The organism is Psychroserpens sp. (assembly GCF_036960315.1).
Taxonomy (GTDB): Bacteria; Bacteroidota; Bacteroidia; order Flavobacteriales; family Flavobacteriaceae; genus Psychroserpens.
Window position 1 is genome coordinate 15,975 of sequence record NZ_JBALVR010000016.1, and the last position, 19,896, is coordinate 35,870.

The following is a 19,896-nucleotide window of genomic DNA, read 5'->3' on the forward strand; positions in this document are numbered from 1 at the left end:
CAAGTAATAAATTTATAAATGATATTTATCATTACTTATTTCTATTGTATTTTAGCAGTATGATTTCAGTGGTAATTTTAGGAGCAGGAAACGTAGCTCATCATTTGTATAAGGCTTTTTATTCTTCGGAAAATATAAGTGTGAAACAATGGTATAATAGAAATATTGAGCACATCGCTTCATTTAAAAATGAGACAAACATTACTGACGATTTATCGCAACTAGCTGAAGCTGATGTCTATGTGATTGCAGTAAGCGATGATGCCATTGCAGAACTATCTAAGCAATTACCTTTTGAAAACCGTTTTGTAGTGCATACTTCAGGTAGTGTGAGTGCCTATGACATAGATATGAAGAACAGACGTGGTATATTTTACCCACTACAAACCTTTTCTAAATCGGCTGAAATCGATCTTTCACAAGTCCCAATATGCATTGAAACACTACAAAAAAAGGATTATCCTTTACTCAAATTATTAGCGAACTCTACGACTAGCATTACCAAAAAAGTGAATAGTGACCAACGTGCTGTACTACATTTGGCGGCTGTATTTGTCAATAATTTTACCAACCAATTGTATAGAGTTGCTCATGAGATTACCGAATCTCAAGGTGCAGAATTTGATTTACTCAAACCCTTAATTCTGGAAACTGCCAATAAGGTTCAAGAACATTCGCCTTTTACAGCCCAAACAGGTCCTGCAAAACGCAATGACAAAAAAACCATAAAAAAACATTTAAAGCTGTTAGATAAAGAACATCATAAAGACATTTATAAGTTACTAACGGCTTCGATAAAACAAACACATGCCACTACGACTAGACATAATGGTCATTCCAATAAAAAATAATACATGGACGATAAAAGCTATAAAGAACACTTAGAACATATTACCACTTTCATTTTTGATGTAGATGGTGTATTAACCGACGGAACAGTCACTATTATGACCAATGGTGATATGTTGAGGCGGATGAATATTAAAGACGGTTACGCTCTTAAATCCGCTAAAGATGCTGGCTTTAATATCTGTATCATATCTGGCGGAAGCAATCTTGGCGTGCAAAAGCGCTTGGAAGGTTTAGGTATCACCGATATCTATTTAGGTGCGCATCAAAAAGTGGATCAGTTTCATGAGTATTTGTCCAACAACAATATCGATACGAAAAATGTGTTGTATATGGGAGACGATATTCCTGATATTCCTGTAATGAAATTAGTTGGATTACCTAGTTGTCCGCAAGACGCTGCCATAGAAGTTAAAGGTGTTAGTAAATATGTATCACATAAAGAAGGTGGAAAAGGCGCAGTAAGGGACATCATAGAACAGGTCATGAAAGTTCAAGATAAATGGAATGGGAATTTTGATGCTAAATATGACTGATTTTAAACCCTAATCAACTAAAACAACCAACCAAATTGCACATTCTAAATCTTATCCGCTGGAAAAACCTAGTAATGATTATCATTGCGCAAGTACTTATCAAATATGCCCTATTTGAATCTTTTAATGTGCTTACAACACTAAGTCCCTTTGGTTTCTTTCTTTTAGTCACAATCACTTTATGTCTTGCCGCAGCAGGTAATATTATTAATGATATTTACGACCTAGAAACTGACCATGTGAACAAACCCAATAAAGTGATCATTGGTAATCAGGTCTCTGAAAAACTAGCTTACAACCTGTTTTTTGCACTCAATATCATTGGTATAGGTATAGGTTTCTATTTGTCTCATAGCGTTGGTCAAAGTTCATTCTTCGCTATATTCGTGATGATTTCTTTAGCACTTTACGTTTATGCATCTTACCTCAAAGGAACTGTGCTTTTTGGAAATCTGCTTATTTCCATTCTCGTTGCGATGAGCATCATTATTGTTGGAATATTTGATTTATTACCAGCTACTTTTCCGGAGAACAGACCCACGCAAATGGTCTTTTTCAAAATCGTGATTGATTATGCTGTTTTTGCATTTTTAGTAAATCTCGTAAGAGAAGTTATAAAAGACATCCAAGACGTTGATGGTGATTATAAAGCAGGAATGAATACCTTACCAATTGTTTTAGGTCGTGAACGTGCAAATAAGGTAGCTTTTGCTATGAGCATGATTCCAATTGGAGCTGTCATTTATTTTATAGTAACTTATTTATACCAACATCAAATCGCCATAGGCTACTTTTTAGTTTTTGTTATTGCTCCACTTATTTATGCAACCATCAAAATTTTTGGTGCCGAACATGACAAACATTACCAACACATTAGTACGATTTATAAGTTAGTTATGCTCATGGGCATGTTATCTTTGCTATTATATCCTTTTATTATTGAAATCAATTAACCATGTTTAACGATAAACTTAATAGCTATAATCTCATACTCGCTTCTGGCTCGCCTAGACGTCAGCAGTTTTTTAAAGATTTGGGATTAACCTTTGAGATTCGATTAAAACCTGTAAAAGAAGAATACCCAAATCGCTTAAGTCATTTTGAAATTAGTGATTATTTGGCTCAGCTGAAATCACTTCCTTTTAAAGATGAATTAAAAGACAACGATATATTAATCACTAGCGACACTATTGTTTGGCTCAATGCTATTGCCTTAGGAAAACCTAGAAATCATCAAGAAGCTTTTGAAATGTTAACATCTATGAGCGACAAAACACATGAGGTTATTACTTCGGTATGCTTTACGTCAAAACATACTCAAATGACGGTAAATGCTATAACTAAAGTCACTTTTAAAGCGCTTACTGAAGATGAAATCAACCATTATATTCATAGGTGTAAACCTTTTGATAAAGCTGGCGCTTACGGCATTCAAGAATGGATTGGTCAAATAGGCATCACTCACATAGAAGGCTCTTATACGAATGTCGTTGGATTGCCAACACACCTCGTTTACAAAACGTTAAACAGTATGGTTTTATAAACTTTCGTTTGTAATTTTACAGGAAATTTTACAGCCATGAATAAGATCACTTTAGCATTCATTATTTTCTTCGGAATTATAATCTCCTGCAAAGAGAATCAAACCTCCAAAGATCAAGCTTTACTTACTGAACCAATTTCCGAAGTATCAAAAACACTTCCGAAGACAACTGCCTTTGAACAATCTCAAGATTTCAAAGAGTATTGGTATGCTGGTGAAGCTGAAATATCATCCTATCAACTAAATCAAGCGCGTTACGGGCAAATGCGTGATGGCAAAGCTGTTTTAGTTTTTGTTACTGAAGATTTCCTTCCAGAACAACAAGTTAAAGCAGATCGATACAGCAAATCCAATACGCCTGTATTAAAACTGAATGCCACCAAAAAATTCAATACTGGTGTTTATCCGTATTCTATAATGCAATCTACATTCTATCCTGTGAGCAACAACAAACATGCTATTAAAGTGAGTTGCTCTGTTCAAGAATGGTGTGGACACGTATATTCACAACTTAATAATAAAGATCAATTTGAAATCAACTCCTATAGTTATTTTGAAAGTGAAGGTGATCAAGACTTTAAACTAGACAAAGGTATTTTGGAAAATGAATTATGGACACAACTGCGACTCGATCCTAAAAGTCTACCAATAGGTAATATAGAAGTTATACCTTCTATGGAATACATTAGATTAAAGCATATCGAATTAAAGGCTTATAAAGCTCAAGCAGTAATTAGTGAAGACATTTATATGATAATTTATCCTGAACTCGGAAGAACGTTGTCTATTAACTTTAATCCTGAATTCCCTTATGATATTTTAGGGTGGGAAGAAACCTTCGAAGATGGTTATGGAGCGCGCAAGAAATTGTTAACTACAAAAGCGACAAAACTCAAAACCATCAAATCACCTTATTGGGGTAAAAACTCAAATGCTGATGAAAAACTACGTGAAACTCTACATTTAAATAAATAAGATTATATAATGGTAACTTGGTGACATACCCAAATAATTTAACACCTCAAAAGGTGGTTACACTTATAGAAAAAGAGGCTATTGAAGGACTTCAAAATGATGATAGGGATTCGATATAAACTAACGAGAAAAATATGACAGAGAGTACGTTTGCTCAAGATTTTGAAAACCGGTTTTCCTTAGCTAAAATAAGATTTAGAATTTTGGCTTTTTTTATCGATATTATAATTTTTTGGCTTATTGCCATCATATTTGGTATCTTCTTTGGAACACCTCTAGAGAATGAAATAGGATTTAGTTATAATGGATTTCCAGCATTTTTTGTTATACTAATTGGGCTTTTCCTCTGGCCAATTAGCGAAGGAATGTTTGGACAAACAATTGGCAAACGTTTTCTAGATTTAAAAGTGGTTAAAGGAGATTTTAAACCTATTGGACTTGGTGAAGGCATAGCTAGATTTATTATTGGTTTTGTTGATTACTTTTTCTTGATAGGCATTATTGTAGCAGCCACAAACAAAAAGAAGAAACGAGTTGGTGACATGGTTGCCAACACTATAGTAATTTCTACCAAACCTAATTCATGAGTGTTATGACAGCAAAAAACAACCATATCAATTACATCGAGCTCTATGCTAAAGATCTAGAAACCGTAAAAACCTTCTATACCAAAGTTTTTGGTTGGACATTTACAGATTATGGTCCAACGTACACTGCGTTTTCAAATAGTGGACTAGAAGGTGGTTTTGAAACTAAAAATGATCCCATTGTAAATGGCGCTTTAGTTATTTTATACCACGATGACCTCGATAGTATAAAACGTAAAATCACTGACTTCGGAGGCAAAATCTCAATAGACACCTTCTCATTTCCTGGTGGTAAACGGTTTCAGTTTATAGATCCAGCTGGTAACGAATTGGCAATTTGGTCTGACAAATAAAAATGAACCGCTGATCTACTACTAACGTTAAAGAAAAACTAAAAATAACTCAAGCACTATAAGACTTCATTATATTTGGTTACAACTAACTATATCATAATGAAGACAAGATTACGCCTACTCTTTTTATTCCTATTTTCAACAGCGTTACTCACAGCGCAACAACCCAAAAAACCTACAGCCTCAGACATACACGAATCCATAAAGAAACTCAATTTTCTTGGATCTGTGCTCTATGTTGCTGCTCATCCAGATGATGAAAACACACGTTTAATTTCATACATGTCTAACGAGGTAAAAGCGAGAACAGCCTACCTATCGTTAACACGTGGTGATGGTGGACAAAATCTTGTCGGACCAGAAATTAGAGAGCTTCTAGGTGTGATTAGAACCCAAGAGCTCCTTGCTGCTCGTCGTACTGATGGAGGTGAACAACTATTCACCAGAGCAAACGATTTTGGGTACTCTAAACATCCTGATGAAACGTTAGCTATTTGGAACAAAGAACAGGTATTAAGTGATGTTGTTTTAGCTATCAGAAAGTTTAAACCTGATGTGATTGTTAATCGTTTTGATCATAGAAGTCCTGGATCGACACATGGTCATCATACCAGTTCTGCAATGCTAAGTGTTGAAGCTTTTGATTTGGTAGGTAATAAAAATTCATACCCAAATCAATTATCAGGTGTAGATATTTGGCAACCTCAACGCTTATTCTTTAATACATCTTGGTGGTTCTACGGAAGTCGTGAAAAATTTGAAGAAGCTGATAAAACAAACTTATTAGAAATTGATACTGGCGTTTACTTTCCAAGTAGTGGTTTGAGTAATCCCGAAATTGCTGCGTTGAGCAGAAGTCAGCACAAATCACAAGGCTTTGGAAGCACTGGAAGTCGTGGATCACAAATCGAATATATCGAACTTATTAAAGGAAATTTACCTGTAGACAGAAACAATATTTTTGAAGGCATTGACACCTCTTGGAATCGTATTGAAGGCGGAAAAGCCATTGGAGACATCCTCTACGCTGTTCAAAACAACTATGATTTCAACAATCCTTCAGCATCAATTCCAGAATTGGTTAGAGCTTATAAAGCCATTCAAAATTTAAAAGATGAGCATTGGAAAATCATTAAAACGAAAGAAATCAAAGATATCATTGCGACTTGTGCTGGATTATATTTAGAAGTAACAGCTGATACCAATCATGCTACAGCAGGTTCCAGTGTCAATTTAAATATAGAGGTTATCAATCGTAGTAATGCCAATATCATCTTATCAAACATCGTTAACCCTAACGGAGTTAAAATCGAAAAGAATCTCAAACTAGAAAACAATACCGGTTTTGATTTCAAGGAAACTTTACAAATCAATTCCAATCAAAGTATATCAACACCATATTGGCTTACTAAAAAAGGAACTTTGGGGATGTATGCTGTTGATGATAAAAAACTCATCGGAAAACCAGAAACACCAAGAGACCTCAACGTTACATTTAATTTAAACATTGGAAATATAGCGATACCATTTACTAAAGCTATCGTTTACAAAACCAACGATCCTGTAAAAGGTGAAATCTACAAACCGTTTGAAATCATTCCGGAAGCATCTGCTAAAATTTCAGAAAACGTCATCATAATAGATAAAAACCAACAACGCGACATTGAGGTTATTGTTAAAGCTGGTAGAGACAACTTAGAAGGCTATGTAGAATTGGCTTATCCAAGAAATTGGAGTGTGTTTCCTGAGAAGCAGAAAGTTAGTATTGCGACCAAAGGACAAGAAGAACGTTTAATATTTACTGTGATTCCACCCAAAGAGCAAAGTGAAGGTTTAATAACGCCTATGGTACATGTTGGAGATAAAGTTTATACTAAAGAGCTTATTGAAATCGACTACGATCACATTCCGTTTCAAACAGTATTGCTACCTAGCGAAAGTAAAATTGTGCGTCTAGACATTCAGAAACGAGGAGAAAACATCGGTTATATTGAAGGCGCAGGTGATGTCGTTCCTGAAAGTTTAAGACAAATTGGCTACAATGTTGCGATTTTGAAACCGGAAGACATTTCCGCAGAAAACTTAGAACGATTTGATGCTATTGTTGTCGGAATAAGAGCTTACAACACTGTTGAAGAATTAAATTTCAAACAACAAATACTGTTTGATTATGTCGCTCAAGGCGGAAATATGATTGTGCAATACAACACCAGACATCGTGTAAAAGTGGACCAAATAGCACCTTACGATTTAAAATTATCAAGAGACAGAGTTACCGATGAAAATGCAGACGTTAGCTTGTTAGCAACCAATCACGAAGTATTAAACTTTCCGAATAAAATTACCAAAAATGATTTTGAAGGATGGACACAAGAGCGTGGATTATATTTTCCTAATGAATGGTCAAGTGAGTTCACTCCTATTCTAAGCATGAACGATCAAGGTGAATCAGAAAAAACCGGAAGCCTACTTGTTGCAAAACATGGCGAAGGCTATTATGTCTATACAGGCTTAAGCTTTTTTAGAGAGTTTCCTGCTGGAGTTTCGGGAGCCTATCGTTTGTTTGCAAATATGCTATCCTTAGGGAAAAACGAAATGCAACCAAGCAATCAAATCAAAAATTAACCAAACTAAATCGCCAATCAACCATGGAGAAATACAAATGGAGTAAAATGTACACTTTAGTACTTATTGCTAATATTATCTACGTCATCGCATTCTTCTTCATCACTAAAGCCTTTTAAAAATGCAAACCTTAGATTGGATTGTGCTCACAAGCACATTATTACTTATTGTTATCTACGGAACATATCAATCTAGAGGTAGCAAAAACGTTCAGGACTATTTAAAAGGCGGAAACACCTCTAAATGGTGGACGATTGGTCTATCGGTTATGGCAACACAAGCGAGTGCCATTACGTTCTTGTCTACACCTGGACAAGCCTTTAATGACGGAATGGGATTTGTGCAATTCTATTTCGGATTACCAATAGCTATGGTTGTGATCTGCGTGGTGTTTATTCCATTATATCATCGTCTTAAAGTCTATACAGCATATGAATTTCTTGAAGATCGCTTTGATCTAAAAACAAGAACACTTACAGCTATTCTATTTTTAATACAACGTGGCTTAGCAGCTGGAATCACAATTTTCGCTCCTGCAATTATCCTATCTGCAGTATTGGGTTGGAATTTACTTCTACTCAATGTTATTATTGGAGTTCTCGTAATTATCTATACGGTTTCTGGAGGAACTAAAGCTGTTAACGTCACCCAGAAACATCAAATGATTGTGATTTTCACTGGAATGATTATCGCGTTCTGTTTAATAATTGACAAACTTCCTGAAGGCATTACCTTTTCAAAAGCATTAGATATTGCTGGAGCCAGTGGCAAAATGGAAGTCTTAGATTTTTCGTTTAGTCTTGACAATCGTTATACCGTTTGGAGTGGACTCATTGGTGGTACGTTTTTAATGCTTTCCTATTTTGGTACAGACCAAAGTCAGGTGCAACGTTATCTCTCTGGAAAATCTTTAAAAGAAATGCAAATAGGCATGATGTTTAACGGACTTCTAAAAGTTCCTATGCAGTTCTTTATACTTCTTGTTGGTGTTATGGTTTTTGTGTTTTATCAATTCAATCAAGCTCCTGTAAATTTTAATCCGACAGCAACCGAAGTCGTTTTGAATTCTGAATATGCAGATGAATACAAAGCAATTCAAGATCAGCAGACACTTAATTTTAATGAAAAGAAAAACATCATTAATGACTTTGTTAGCAACAATAGTGTTAATGCTGCTGAATCGATTGCGACTTTAAATTTGAGTAACGACAAATTAAGAGCAGATGCTAGAGAATTGATTGAAAAAGCCGGAAAATCTCGAAACACAAAAGTTGAAAGTAACGATAAAGATTATGTTTTTATAAGCTTTATTTTAAACAACTTACCTCGAGGCTTAATTGGCTTATTACTTGCTGTTATCTTAAGTGCAGCCATGTCGAGTACATCTAGTGAATTAAATGCATTAGCTAGCACAACGGCAATGGATTTATACAAACGAAACACTAGTGAAAAGTCTGAAGCTGAAATGGTAGCAGCCTCAAGATGGTTTACTTTAGGTTGGGGAATTGTAGCTATAGGTGTCGCATCTGTTGCCAACCTTGCTGAGAATTTAATTCAGTTGGTCAATATTATCGGTTCTATTTTCTACGGAAATGTGCTTGGTATTTTTCTATTGGCTTTCTTCTTTAAATTCGTTAGAGCCAATGCTGTATTTACAGCAGCACTAATTACACAAGTTTTAGTTATTGGCTTATTCTTGCTTAATGAATATGATTACATCAACTTACCGTTTTTATGGTTGAATTTTGTAGGCTGCTTCATCGTCATTGTGATTGCTTGTTTAATACAATCGCTAAGTTCTAAAAAAACGTATGCAGAAGCCTAAAACCATAAATTGGGGAATTATCGGTCTTGGCAAAATTGCGCACAAGTTTGCTCAAGACCTAGTCAAAGATGAAAATTCTCAATTGTATGCCGTTGCTTCCCGAAGTCAAAACAAGGCTAACGATTTTGCAACAACCTATACTGCTGAAAAAGCATATGATAATTATGAGGCTTTAGCAAAAGACCCACGTGTTGATGCTGTGTATATTGCTACACCACACGCGTTTCATAATGAACATTCTATTTTATGCTTAAATCACAAAAAGGCTGTCTTATGTGAGAAACCTTTTGCAATGAATAGTGCTCAGGTTGAAGAAATGATAGCGACTGCAAAAGCAAATAATACCTTATTGATGGAAGCGATGTGGACTTATTTTCTTCCGCACTATCAATTTGCGTTAAAGCATATTCAAGAGAAAACGTTTGGGAGAATTGTAAAGATTGAATCCGACTTTGGGTTTAAACCAGAACTAGATATGACATCAAGAGTGTTTAAAAAGTCTCTAGGTGGAGGAAGCTTACTCGATATTGGGATCTACCCTATTTTTGCAGCATTATCTAGTTTAGGCAAACCTATTGAAATAGAATCAAAAGCTACGTTTTTTGAAAACGGCGTCGATTCCTCTTGCCTAATGCTATTCACTTACGACGATGGTGTTGAGGCTCATTTGAAAAGCACATTATCAGAAAACACACCTACAGAGGCAATTTTTTACTGTGAAAATGGCATTATTAAAATTAATTCTAGATTTCAAGCACCTTCAAATGTCACGCTCATTTCCGAGGGAAAAGAAAACACTTTTGATTTTGATTACACAACACATGGTTATTACTATGAGATACTTCATTTTAATAATCTTCTCAGATATAAAAAAACCGAAAGTGATATTATGACTTTCGATCTCAGTAGAGAACTCATAAAACTACTTGATACTGTTAGATTTCAAATAGGTCTCAATTACGACTAATACCAAATAAACTTCGATTGGCATAAAAAAAGACCTTTCGATTTCTCAAAAGGTCTTTAATATTCTTCTATTTGCTAGCTTACATCGCTCCCCATTCTTTTAGAGATGCCATATTTTGCTTTACATAGTTTTCGTTTTTAGCTTCTTTAGCTCCAGCCATAGACTTCTTGGCTAAATCAATCGCTCCTTTTTTATCACCAGCAGCAGCATAGATTAATGACTGTTGTCTTACTTGCCAGAATCCTGGTTTTTCAATCATAGACATTGCTTTATCAATCCACATTTTTGCTTTCTTAACATCTTTACCTGAATTTAAGTAATATACAGCAGATGCATAATAATCATTAGCACTTGGTCCAGCCATTATTTTATCAATAGAAGCACTAACCGTTTTATCTGTTGGTACCGTAAAAGGAATCCCTACATACGCCTTTTCCCAGATAATATCAATAGTACCACCTTTAGCAGTAATGTTGTTGATGTCGATTGCTAACGTTTCAACACTAAAAGGAAGTTGCATAACATTTACTTTAGCAGTAGCAACGACTTTACTGTCATCCCATTCTGCTGGTGTTCCCCAGTTATTGGTATCGTTATAAAAAATAACATCCCATTGCTCTGCTGAATTCAATTTTGTAAACATTGCATAAGCTCCAGCTTTTACATCTTGTCCAGCAATAGTTACATCGTCACTAAAAGTGATTACAGTATTTTTGTTCGCTCCAGTTCTCCATAATCCACCATAAGGTTCTAAATCTCCAAATACGGTTCTTCCTTTTACACTAGGACGAGAATATTCGATAGTAATGTCTGTTAATCCAACTTTTTGCTCAAACTTAGCAGAAGGACTTGGTGCCGGTGTTTCGATTTGTGCATAAGAAGTGAAAGTCATTGCAGAAACTGCAAACACAAGTAATAATTTTTTCATTGTATTAGTTTTAATGATTAGTTTTAAAATTCACGTAAATTTACAAACAAGCAAACCCTTTGTTAGTTAAGAAAACCTTAAATTAAGATAAGCCATACTGGTATACTATAAAATGAAAAAATATTACTCAGAAACTTTCGGAACTTTCGCTATGGTATTTTGTGGTTGTGGCGCTATGACCGTAAACGAAATCACAAATGGAAGTATTACTCACGTTGGTGTTGCCATTACTTGGGGATTGATTGTCATGAGCATGATTTATGCGTTTGGTGAAATTTCTGGAGCGCATTTTAATCCAGCTGTTACCTTCGGATTTGCCTATGCAAAAAAGTTTCCGTGGAAAGAAGTACCGAAATACATATTGGCTCAAGCTATAGGTGCTTTTTTAGCGTGTTTTATATTATGGTTTTTATTTCCAGAAAGCGAAACACTAGGAAGCACGATTCCTGCTGAAGGCTTTGAACCCTATAGAGCTTTTGTATTGGAAATTATACTTACATTTTTTTTAATGCTAGTTATTATAAATGTGTCTACAGGTAGCAAGGAAATTGGTACCATGGCTGGTATTGCAATAGGTGGTGTTATTTTACTTGAAGCCATGTTTGCAGGCCCAATGACTAAAGCCTCTATGAATCCTATTCGTTCGCTCGCTCCTGCTCTTGTCTCTGGAAATCTACAACATTTATGGCTTTATCTCACTGCACCTTTTATTGGTGCTTTTCTTGCTGTAGTAAGTTGTTCAATTGTTAAAGATGATAATTGTTGCTAGACATAAAACACTTATAATATCTTGTTAAATTTTGTTTAACGATTTGTATATAAAGTTAAACATTTTGTATCTTTACATACAATTTAACAGTCATGGCAAAAAAGAAAAACCTATCCAAAAATGACATTATCTCATATTATATGGATTTTGTCTTAGATCATAATAAGCAACCTAAAACAGTTTATGCATTTGCAAAAGTCAATAACTTTGAAGAACAAAAATTCTATGAGTATTTTGGATCTTTCGAAGCCGTTGAGAAACATGTTTTTAATGCCTTCTTTAATAACACGATAACTATTTTAGAAAAAAGTGACGATTACAACACTTTTGACTCAAGAAACAAACTACTAAGCTTCTACTTTACATTCTTTGAAAACTTAACAGCAAATAGAAGTTACATAAAATATGCATTAGAGCATCATAAGAATAGTCTAAAAGGACTGCTTCTACTTTCAGAATTAAAACATTCGTTCACCAACTTCATTGAGCACTTAGACATTGATCTCATTGAAACGAAACAAGAGCATATCGATAGAATCCAACGTCGTGGCTTAAAAGAATCGGCTTGGTTACAATTATTGCTAACGATGAAGTTTTGGATAGATGATACGTCTAAAGGATTTGAAAAAACAGATATTTTTATTGAGAAATCAGTGAATACAAGTTTTGATGTACTGGATGTCGCTCCAATACGAAGCCTCATAGACTTTGGGAAATTTATTTTCAAAGAAAAAATGCACATGAATTAATTTGCCCAATATGAAGACTATAGATAAAATACCTACATCTAAAATACAAAGAGCATCTAAGCTTGTTTCTACAGGCGCAAAAGTTGGCGTGAATTATCTCAAATATTATGGAGATAAACTCACGAAATCTGAATCTGAAGCAAAAGAACGCTTAAATGAAAACAATGCATCAGATATTTATGACGGTTTAAAACAGCTAAAAGGAAGTGCCCTTAAAGTAGCACAGATGCTCAGTATGGAAAAAAGTATTTTACCACAAGCTTACGTAGAAAAATTCTCATTGGCCCAGTTTTCTGTTCCACCTTTATCACCTCCATTGGTGTTAAAGACCTTTAAAAAATACTTCGGAAAATTACCGAATGACATTTATGATACCTTCAACGCAACTTCTGTAAATGCTGCAAGTATTGGACAAGTCCATATTGCAGAAAAAAATGGGAAGAAACTTGCTGTGAAAATCCAATATCCAGGAGTTGCTGAGAGTATCGCTTCAGATCTTGCTATGGTTAAACCTATTGCGATGAGTATGTTTAACATTAAAGGAAAAGATTCTGATAAGTACTTTAAAGAAGTCGAAGGTAAATTAATCGAAGAAACAAATTACATTTTGGAAGTTGAGCAAAGCAAAGAAATTGCTCAAAAGTGTGCCCATATTCCAAATCTTTTATTTCCTCAATATTATGAAGACTTATCTTCTGAACGCATCATTACCATGGACTATATGGAAGGCGAGCACCTTTCAGAATTTACAGCTTACAACGAAAACCAAGAGGTTTCAAATCAATTAGGTCAAGCACTTTGGGATTTCTTTATGTTTCAAATTCATAATCTCAAAAAAGTACATGCCGATCCACATCCTGGAAATTTCTTAGTCTCTCAAGAGGGTCAATTAATCGCTTTAGACTTTGGTTGTATGAAAACCATACCACAAGAATTTTATGTGCCCTATTTTGAATTAGCTGACAAAGAAAAAATAAATAATCGTGAGTATTTCGTTGAAAAATTATATCAACTTGAAATCTTGAGAACAGATGATAGCCCGAAAGAAATTGCGTTTTTTACTGAAATGTTTCACGAGATGCTGAGTTTGTTTACGCAACCACTGCAAGCTGAAACATTTGACTTTTCTGATGGAACATTCTTCGGAAAAATAACAGAACTTGGTGAACGTTATTCTAAAAGTAGTGAGCTCAGAAAAATGAACGCAAATCGTGGCTCTAAGCACTTTATTTATATCAACAGAACTTTCTTTGGATTGTATAATTTAATGTTTGACTTAAAAGCAAACGCTATTAAAATCAATAATTACAAAACCTTTTAACGTGACCTATATTAGCAATGAAGCGCTTGACAACTTACATCATTTATATCGCATTAACTTAATTAATAGTTGCTCTGGCTATAAATCGGCTAATCTATTAGGAACCAAATCTTCCGATGGCGCTGAAAATGTTGCCGTATTTAGTTCAGTAACACATATAGGTTCTAATCCTCCAATGCTAGGCTTCTTTTGCAGACCAACATCAGTTTTGAGAAACACCTATGACAATATAAAATCTACTGGTTTTTATACCATTAATCATATTCATAAAAACATACTAGAAGATGCACATCATACGTCTGCTAAATATGATTCAGATATTTCAGAATTTGATAAAACGAAACTCATTTCAGATTACAAAAACGGCTTTCATGCCCCTTTTGTAAAAGGTGCTCCACTTCAATTAGCTATGGAATATGTTGAAGAATATCATATCAAAGCTAATGACACGCTTCTTATAATCGGAAAAATCCTTGGTTTACACGTCAGAGATAATATCCTAGAAGACGACGGATTTATAGACTTATCAAAAGCTCAAGTCGCCGCCATAAACGGATTAGATGGTTATGCTATCCCAGAATTAAAGACTAGATTTGGGTATCAAAGACCAAAATTATAAAGGACATGAAAATTCTTGTCACAGGAGCAACAGGTTATATAGGTAAACGATTAATTCCTTTACTAGTCAATGATGACCATCATGTTGTATGCGCTGTTAGAGATAAATTACGAGCTGATAAAAGTTATGCTGAAGAGGATTTAATCGATGTGATTGAAGCCGATTTCTTAAAACCAGAAACACTTCATAACATTCCGGAGGATATTGATGTGGCTTTTTACTTGATCCACTCGATGTCTAATTCTTCAAAAGATTTCGAATCCCTCGAGGAACGCTGTGCCATCAATTTTAAAAATCGACTCGAAAAGACTAAGGTAAAACAAGTCATTTATTTAAGTGGAATTACCAACGAGGACAACCTCTCTAAACACTTACAGTCTCGAAAAAATGTGGAAGACAGACTTGAATCTGATGCCTATGGATTAACCATTTTTAAGGCAGGAATCATCGTTGGCTCAGGAAGTTCATCTTTCGAAATTATAAGAGATATAGTAGAAAAACTACCTTTTATGATTGCGCCTAAATGGCTAAACACAAAAACACAACCTCTTGCTGTTAGAGATGTCTTAGCCTTTTTACATCGCAGTATTGGACGTGAAGACTTATACAATAAATCGTTTGATGTTTTTGGTCCTGAAATTTTAACTTACAAGCAAATGCTTTTACAATTTGCAGAAGTTAGAGGATTAAAACGATACATTTTAACGGTTCCTGTCATGACTGCAAAATTGTCATCCTATTGGTTGTATTTTGTAACGTCAACCTCATACAAATTAGCCACCGCATTAGTAGATAGTATGGGAGTTCAAATTATTGGCAAACCAAGCACAATCAATGAACGGCTAGATGTACAACCAAAACCCTATAAAGAAGCTGTATCGTTAGCTTTTGAGAAAATTGAGCAAAATAGTATTGTATCAAGCTGGAAAGATTCGATGATTAGTAGTGGACGATTAAGAAACAACCTCCATAAGTATATTAATGTTCCAACGTTTGGATGTTTTAAGGATTATAAAGAGCGTCCAGTTACTGATGCAAAAAGAACCATCAATAAAATCTGGAGTATAGGCGGAAAAACAGGTTGGTACTATGGCACCTTCCTCTGGAAAATAAGAGGCTACATCGATAAACTTTTTGGTGGCATAGGCTTACGTCGTGGCAGAACGAGTCCAACTGAACTCGATGCTGGAGATGCACTAGATTTTTGGCGTGTCATCTTTGCTGACAAAGCTCAACAAAAGCTTCTGCTCTATGCTGAAATGCGCCTTCCCGGTGAAGCTTGGCTAGAATTTAAAATTGAAGATGGCTTGCTCAAACAAACAGCGACATTTAGACCTCGCGGACTTTGGGGACGATTATATTGGTATAGTGTTTTACCTTTTCACGGATTTATTTTCAAGGGAATGATTAATAAGCTCGTTACAAACTAAATAGATTTTTTAGCACTTGAAAAACATACTATTCGATATTTATATACACGAATTAAAACAATTACTTATAGATTTTTACATAAGCCATAGCTAAAATCTATAGTGATATGTTAATTTTTTGTTTAATCATCGTTACAAAAGACTGAACATATTGTAAATTTGATTAATTAAGACCTATAGAAGTTTGATTTTAGATTCTACAAATACCAATAAAGAGCACAAACAAATCATAAATGATTTAATAGGCAAGCCTTATTCATTTTTTGAAATGTTAAAAATGAGTGGTGTTGGGTCAAAGCGTATGATTATTGAAAATGTAAGTCCGAATCTAAATCAACACATCAATAAAGTATCTGATTTAAATTATGCAAACATTGAATTAAGGCCAAGCGGTATTTTAATATATATAAATAAAGGTCTAAAAAACTTTACTTGGGTATTACCCTATTATCAATTAGCCGTTTATAAAACTAATGGCGCAAGCATTCATGGACAAGGAAAATTTATTCATTTTAAAAAAAACACGACCTTTAAAGAAAATAAATCGTTTTTTGATAAATTATTAAATGCAAAAATTAACTTTGACGAGCAATATCAATTTCAATTTTAATAGTGTATGGAAATAGATATTAAAGCGACTGATAGAAAAATAGAAATGGCTTGGGAAGACAAAACCTCTTTTGAAGTCATAGAAATTCAATTTGGTTTAAAAGAGCAAAACGTTATTGAACTCATGCGCAAAGAGATGAAACTAAGAAGTTTCAAAATGTGGCGTAAACGTGTTCAAGTTCGAAAAACATAACACGAAAAACTGAGATCCTTTCAGGAAGGACGTTTTAAATGCACTAGACAAAAACAAATTGCCAATAACTCGATTTCAATATGATAACGTGCTTTGGCTTAAGAGATGAGTTCTTAAGGACAGCACACTAAAAAGACAGTAAATGAGTATAAACACATTAAATCTTAAAAACAATGGTCATAGTTTAAATGACTTCTCAGCTTCAGAAATTGGAAACGATCATCTTTTCACAGGTCTTGAAACCCCAATGAAAGCTGATGCATTCAAACTAAGTGATGACGAAAAAAAACAGCGTATTTCAATATTATTTGAAGAAATCATGGATGTTATGGGATTAGATCTTACTGACGATTCATTAAAAGGCACTCCAATGCGAGTTGCCAAAATGTATATTGATGAAATATTTTCAGGACTAAATCCATCTAACAAACCAAAAGTAGCATTGTTTGATAATAAGTATCAATACAATCAAATGCTCGTTGAGAAACATATAACGTTCTATTCGAATTGTGAACATCATTTTGTTCCAATTATAGGAAAAGCACACGTCGCTTACATTTCATCTGGAAAAGTTATCGGGTTATCAAAACTGAATAGAATTGTTCAGTATTATGCTAAGCGCCCTCAGGTACAGGAGCGATTAACCAATCAAATTGCCGAAGAACTTAAGTCGGTACTTCAAACAGAAGATGTAGCCGTTATTATAGATGCCAAACACTTATGTGTATCATCAAGAGGTGTTAAAGACGATACATCTGCAACGGTTACGACTTACTATGGAGGTCAATTTAATACATCAGAAAAAATTACACAATTACAAAACTATATAAATAATTAAAATTATGGAATTAATAAACAGAGCCTTAGAGTTTGAGCAGAGACCATTGAGATCACTTTCAACTAGCGATCGTGTTAAAATTTCTCGTGAAGCAAAAGAACTCATATTAGAATTAAATCTAATCTATAAAGAACGCAAAGATCAAAAAATCATGGACATCATGAAACGCCTAACAGCTATAAAACGTAAAGTTGAAAAGCGCTTAAAGGGTGCGCCTTTAACTGCATAGATTTAGATTCTCCCTAATTAATATTAAGCGTAATAGATATACAATTTTGTATCTATTACGCTTAATTATATGAAACTAATCGTAAATGAAAACATATATAATTATAGGTGGCAGCAAAGGTATAGGAAATGCGATTTTAGACACCTTACTTGAACACCACAAAGTCATTAACTTAAGTAGAAGTCAACCTGAACAATCACACACAAATTTAACGCATCACAATTGTGACATTCTCAGTGATGAGTTACCGGACATTGAAAGTGCAGATGGAATGGTTTACTGTCCTGGTAGCATAAACTTAAAACCTATTAGTCGTTTAAGTCTAGATGATTTTCGTAAGGATTATGAAATCAATGTGATAGGTGCTGTTAAAGCCATTCAGAAATACTTAAAGGTGATAAAAAATGGCGAAAACCCTTCTATAGTTTTATTTAGCACAGTAGCGGCAAAATTAGGCATGCCATTTCACGCGAGTATAGCTGCAGCAAAGTCTGGAGTTGAAGGTTTAGTAAAATCCCTTGGAGCAGAACTAGCAACAACGTTGCGAATTAACGCCATAGCACCGACTGTAACTAACACTGAATTAGCAGCAAAGCTTCTCAGAAATGAAAAGATGATTGAAAATATCACAGAACGTCATCCAATGAAAAAGTTCTTGCAACCAAAAGATGTTGCTGAAATGGCTACATTCTTACTTTCTGATAAGTCGAGCTCAATATCTGGACAGGTATTTGAAATGGACTGCGGAATTGTTAGCTTTAAGATATAACTATGAACCCTTTAAAAATTTTTATGGCTACACTATTTTCAAAATCGAAGGCGCCCTATAGCATGGAAAAAATAGCTATTTACAATGTAAAGATTAATAACCTCAATGGAAAACCATTAGTACTTTCCGATTACAAAGAAAAATACATCCTCTTTGTTAATGTCGCTTCAAAATGTGGTTTTACACCTCAGTACAAAGAATTACAAGAACTCTATGACACTTATAAGAATAAACTTGTTGTCGTTGGTGTTCCCTGTAATCAATTTGGAAAACAAGAACCTGGAAACCCTGAAGACATCGAATCCTTTTGCGACGTAAATTATGGTGTCACATTTCCTATTACCGAGAAAATAGATGTTAAAGGAAATCATCAACATCCGTTATATTCGTGGTTAACACAAAAACGAAAAAATGGTCGTAAGGATTCTAATGTGAAATGGAACTTTCAGAAATATCTAGTTGACCCCAAAGGTGAACTCATTGATTACTATTTTTCGATGACATCTCCTACGAGTTCAAAAATCACAAAACACTTAAATTAAAAATCATGTTTGGACTATTTAAAAAAACATCTGAAGTAGAGAAACTACAAAAGAAATATGAGAAACTCATGAAGGAGTGGCACACCTTATCAGCGACCAACAGAGGAGAAAGTGATAAAAAATACGCTGAAGCTCAAAAAATCCAAGACCAAATAGAACAACTTCAAAAGCAATAAACATGAAGTTTGCCAAAGCATTTATTATTTTCTTAGTCATAAATTTTGGCGCGTTAGGCATAGGCAGTATGCTAATGGCAGAAGGACCGAAAGGTCAATGGTATGCTCAACTTGAAAAAGCGCCTTGGACACCAGATGGATGGGTTTTTGGTGCAGCATGGACTACCATAATGATTTGCTTTTCTATGTATATGGCATTTCTATATATTAAGCGACCTACCAGAAAAGTCATCACATTGTACATTGTACAATGCATACTAAATATGAGTTGGAATTTTGTGTTTTTCAATCAGAAGTTAATTGCTGTTGCACTTTTAAATATTATACTATTAACGATAATAGTTGCAGCATTTTTATCGATATATCAAAAAGATCTTAAAACAAAATCTGCGCTGATTCTTCCGTATCTCATTTGGTTGTGTATAGCAACATCACTCAATCTCTATATTCAACTCTACAATTAA

Annotated in this window: 23 protein-coding genes and 1 pseudogene; 23 read left to right on the forward strand and 1 reads right to left on the reverse strand. The window is 34.5% G+C overall.

Annotated features, from left to right (window positions below):
* Positions 1-59 precede the first annotated feature (59 nt).
* The 10 genes from V7719_RS17965 to V7719_RS18010 all read left to right on the forward strand — a co-directional run bounded on the left by V7719_RS17965 (position 60) and on the right by V7719_RS18010 (position 10,260).
* Positions 60-851, forward strand: coding sequence for a Rossmann-like and DUF2520 domain-containing protein (locus V7719_RS17965; protein WP_335731334.1), 792 nt, complete (start codon positions 60-62; stop codon positions 849-851).
* A 3-nt stretch (positions 852-854) separates the two neighbouring features.
* Complete coding sequence (locus V7719_RS17970) at positions 855-1,385, forward strand: KdsC family phosphatase (RefSeq protein ID WP_335731335.1); 531 nt, start codon at positions 855-857, stop codon at positions 1,383-1,385.
* A 35-nt stretch (positions 1,386-1,420) separates the two neighbouring features.
* Positions 1,421-2,338, forward strand: a complete 918-nt coding sequence (locus V7719_RS17975; RefSeq protein ID WP_335731336.1) for a geranylgeranylglycerol-phosphate geranylgeranyltransferase — start codon at positions 1,421-1,423, stop codon at positions 2,336-2,338.
* Positions 2,339-2,340: 2 nt separating this feature from the next.
* Complete coding sequence (locus V7719_RS17980; protein WP_335731337.1) at positions 2,341-2,928, forward strand: Maf-like protein; 588 nt, start codon at positions 2,341-2,343, stop codon at positions 2,926-2,928.
* A 36-nt stretch (positions 2,929-2,964) separates the two neighbouring features.
* Positions 2,965-3,903 carry a septum formation inhibitor Maf gene (locus V7719_RS17985; protein ID WP_335731338.1) on the forward strand — a complete coding sequence of 313 codons (939 nt, stop codon included), beginning with the start codon at positions 2,965-2,967 and terminating at the stop codon, positions 3,901-3,903.
* Positions 3,904-4,037: 134 nt separating this feature from the next.
* The gene (locus tag V7719_RS17990; RefSeq protein WP_335731339.1) at positions 4,038-4,490 is read left to right on the forward strand and encodes an RDD family protein; all 453 of its coding nucleotides are present in this window, start codon (positions 4,038-4,040) and stop codon (positions 4,488-4,490) included.
* Between the two features lie 5 nt (positions 4,491-4,495).
* Positions 4,496-4,843 carry a VOC family protein gene (locus tag V7719_RS17995; protein WP_335731340.1) on the forward strand — a complete coding sequence of 116 codons (348 nt, stop codon included), beginning with the start codon at positions 4,496-4,498 and terminating at the stop codon, positions 4,841-4,843.
* 99 nt (positions 4,844-4,942) lie between these two features.
* Complete coding sequence (locus tag V7719_RS18000) at positions 4,943-7,468, forward strand: PIG-L family deacetylase (protein WP_335731341.1); 2,526 nt, start codon at positions 4,943-4,945, stop codon at positions 7,466-7,468.
* Between the two features lie 121 nt (positions 7,469-7,589).
* Positions 7,590-9,293 (forward strand): sodium:solute symporter, encoded by a 1,704-nt coding sequence (locus V7719_RS18005; protein ID WP_335731342.1) that lies wholly within the window; start codon positions 7,590-7,592, stop codon positions 9,291-9,293.
* A complete protein-coding gene (locus V7719_RS18010) occupies positions 9,280-10,260 on the forward strand; it encodes a Gfo/Idh/MocA family protein (RefSeq protein ID WP_335731343.1) in 981 nt (326 codons plus the stop codon). Before V7719_RS18005 ends, V7719_RS18010 begins: the two co-directional genes overlap by 14 nt.
* Positions 10,261-10,339: 79 nt before the next feature.
* Here the strand turns inward: V7719_RS18010 and V7719_RS18015 are convergent, their stop codons facing one another.
* Entirely contained in the window at positions 10,340-11,188 is an 849-nt protein-coding gene (locus V7719_RS18015; RefSeq protein ID WP_335731344.1) for a DUF2911 domain-containing protein, read from the reverse strand.
* Between the two features lie 112 nt (positions 11,189-11,300).
* On the opposite strand from V7719_RS18015, the gene V7719_RS18020 reads away from it, so the two are divergent.
* From V7719_RS18020 to V7719_RS18080, 13 genes and pseudogenes are all read left to right on the forward strand, one after another.
* The gene (locus tag V7719_RS18020) at positions 11,301-11,957 is read left to right on the forward strand and encodes an MIP/aquaporin family protein (RefSeq protein ID WP_335731345.1); all 657 of its coding nucleotides are present in this window, start codon (positions 11,301-11,303) and stop codon (positions 11,955-11,957) included.
* A 92-nt stretch (positions 11,958-12,049) separates the two neighbouring features.
* On the forward strand, positions 12,050-12,706 hold the full coding sequence (locus V7719_RS18025; protein WP_335731346.1) for a TetR family transcriptional regulator C-terminal domain-containing protein: 657 nt from the start codon (positions 12,050-12,052) through the stop codon (positions 12,704-12,706).
* 10 nt (positions 12,707-12,716) lie between these two features.
* Entirely contained in the window at positions 12,717-14,027 is a 1,311-nt protein-coding gene (locus V7719_RS18030; RefSeq protein ID WP_335731347.1) for an ABC1 kinase family protein, read from the forward strand.
* 1 nt (position 14,028) lies between these two features.
* Positions 14,029-14,646, forward strand: coding sequence for a flavin reductase family protein (locus V7719_RS18035; RefSeq protein WP_335731348.1), 618 nt, complete (start codon positions 14,029-14,031; stop codon positions 14,644-14,646).
* A 5-nt stretch (positions 14,647-14,651) separates the two neighbouring features.
* A complete protein-coding gene (locus V7719_RS18040; protein ID WP_335731349.1) occupies positions 14,652-16,076 on the forward strand; it encodes an SDR family oxidoreductase in 1,425 nt (474 codons plus the stop codon).
* 184 nt (positions 16,077-16,260) lie between these two features.
* The gene (locus tag V7719_RS18045; RefSeq protein ID WP_335731350.1) at positions 16,261-16,686 is read left to right on the forward strand and encodes a hypothetical protein; all 426 of its coding nucleotides are present in this window, start codon (positions 16,261-16,263) and stop codon (positions 16,684-16,686) included.
* A 6-nt stretch (positions 16,687-16,692) separates the two neighbouring features.
* Positions 16,693-16,962, forward strand: a pseudogene (locus tag V7719_RS18050) (TIGR03643 family protein).
* Positions 16,963-17,020: 58 nt separating this feature from the next.
* The gene (gene folE, locus V7719_RS18055) at positions 17,021-17,716 is read left to right on the forward strand and encodes a GTP cyclohydrolase I FolE (protein ID WP_335731351.1); all 696 of its coding nucleotides are present in this window, start codon (positions 17,021-17,023) and stop codon (positions 17,714-17,716) included.
* A gap of 4 nt (positions 17,717-17,720) precedes the next feature.
* Positions 17,721-17,945 carry a hypothetical protein gene (locus V7719_RS18060; protein ID WP_335731352.1) on the forward strand — a complete coding sequence of 75 codons (225 nt, stop codon included), beginning with the start codon at positions 17,721-17,723 and terminating at the stop codon, positions 17,943-17,945.
* A gap of 85 nt (positions 17,946-18,030) precedes the next feature.
* Positions 18,031-18,714: an SDR family NAD(P)-dependent oxidoreductase gene (locus V7719_RS18065; RefSeq protein ID WP_335731353.1), complete on the forward strand. Its 684-nt coding sequence runs from the start codon at positions 18,031-18,033 to the stop codon at positions 18,712-18,714.
* 2 nt (positions 18,715-18,716) lie between these two features.
* Positions 18,717-19,256 (forward strand): glutathione peroxidase, encoded by a 540-nt coding sequence (locus V7719_RS18070; RefSeq protein ID WP_442969105.1) that lies wholly within the window; start codon positions 18,717-18,719, stop codon positions 19,254-19,256.
* Positions 19,257-19,261: 5 nt separating this feature from the next.
* Positions 19,262-19,432, forward strand: a complete 171-nt coding sequence (locus tag V7719_RS18075; RefSeq protein ID WP_335731354.1) for a Lacal_2735 family protein — start codon at positions 19,262-19,264, stop codon at positions 19,430-19,432.
* A gap of 2 nt (positions 19,433-19,434) precedes the next feature.
* The gene (locus V7719_RS18080) at positions 19,435-19,896 is read left to right on the forward strand and encodes a TspO/MBR family protein (RefSeq protein ID WP_335731355.1); all 462 of its coding nucleotides are present in this window, start codon (positions 19,435-19,437) and stop codon (positions 19,894-19,896) included.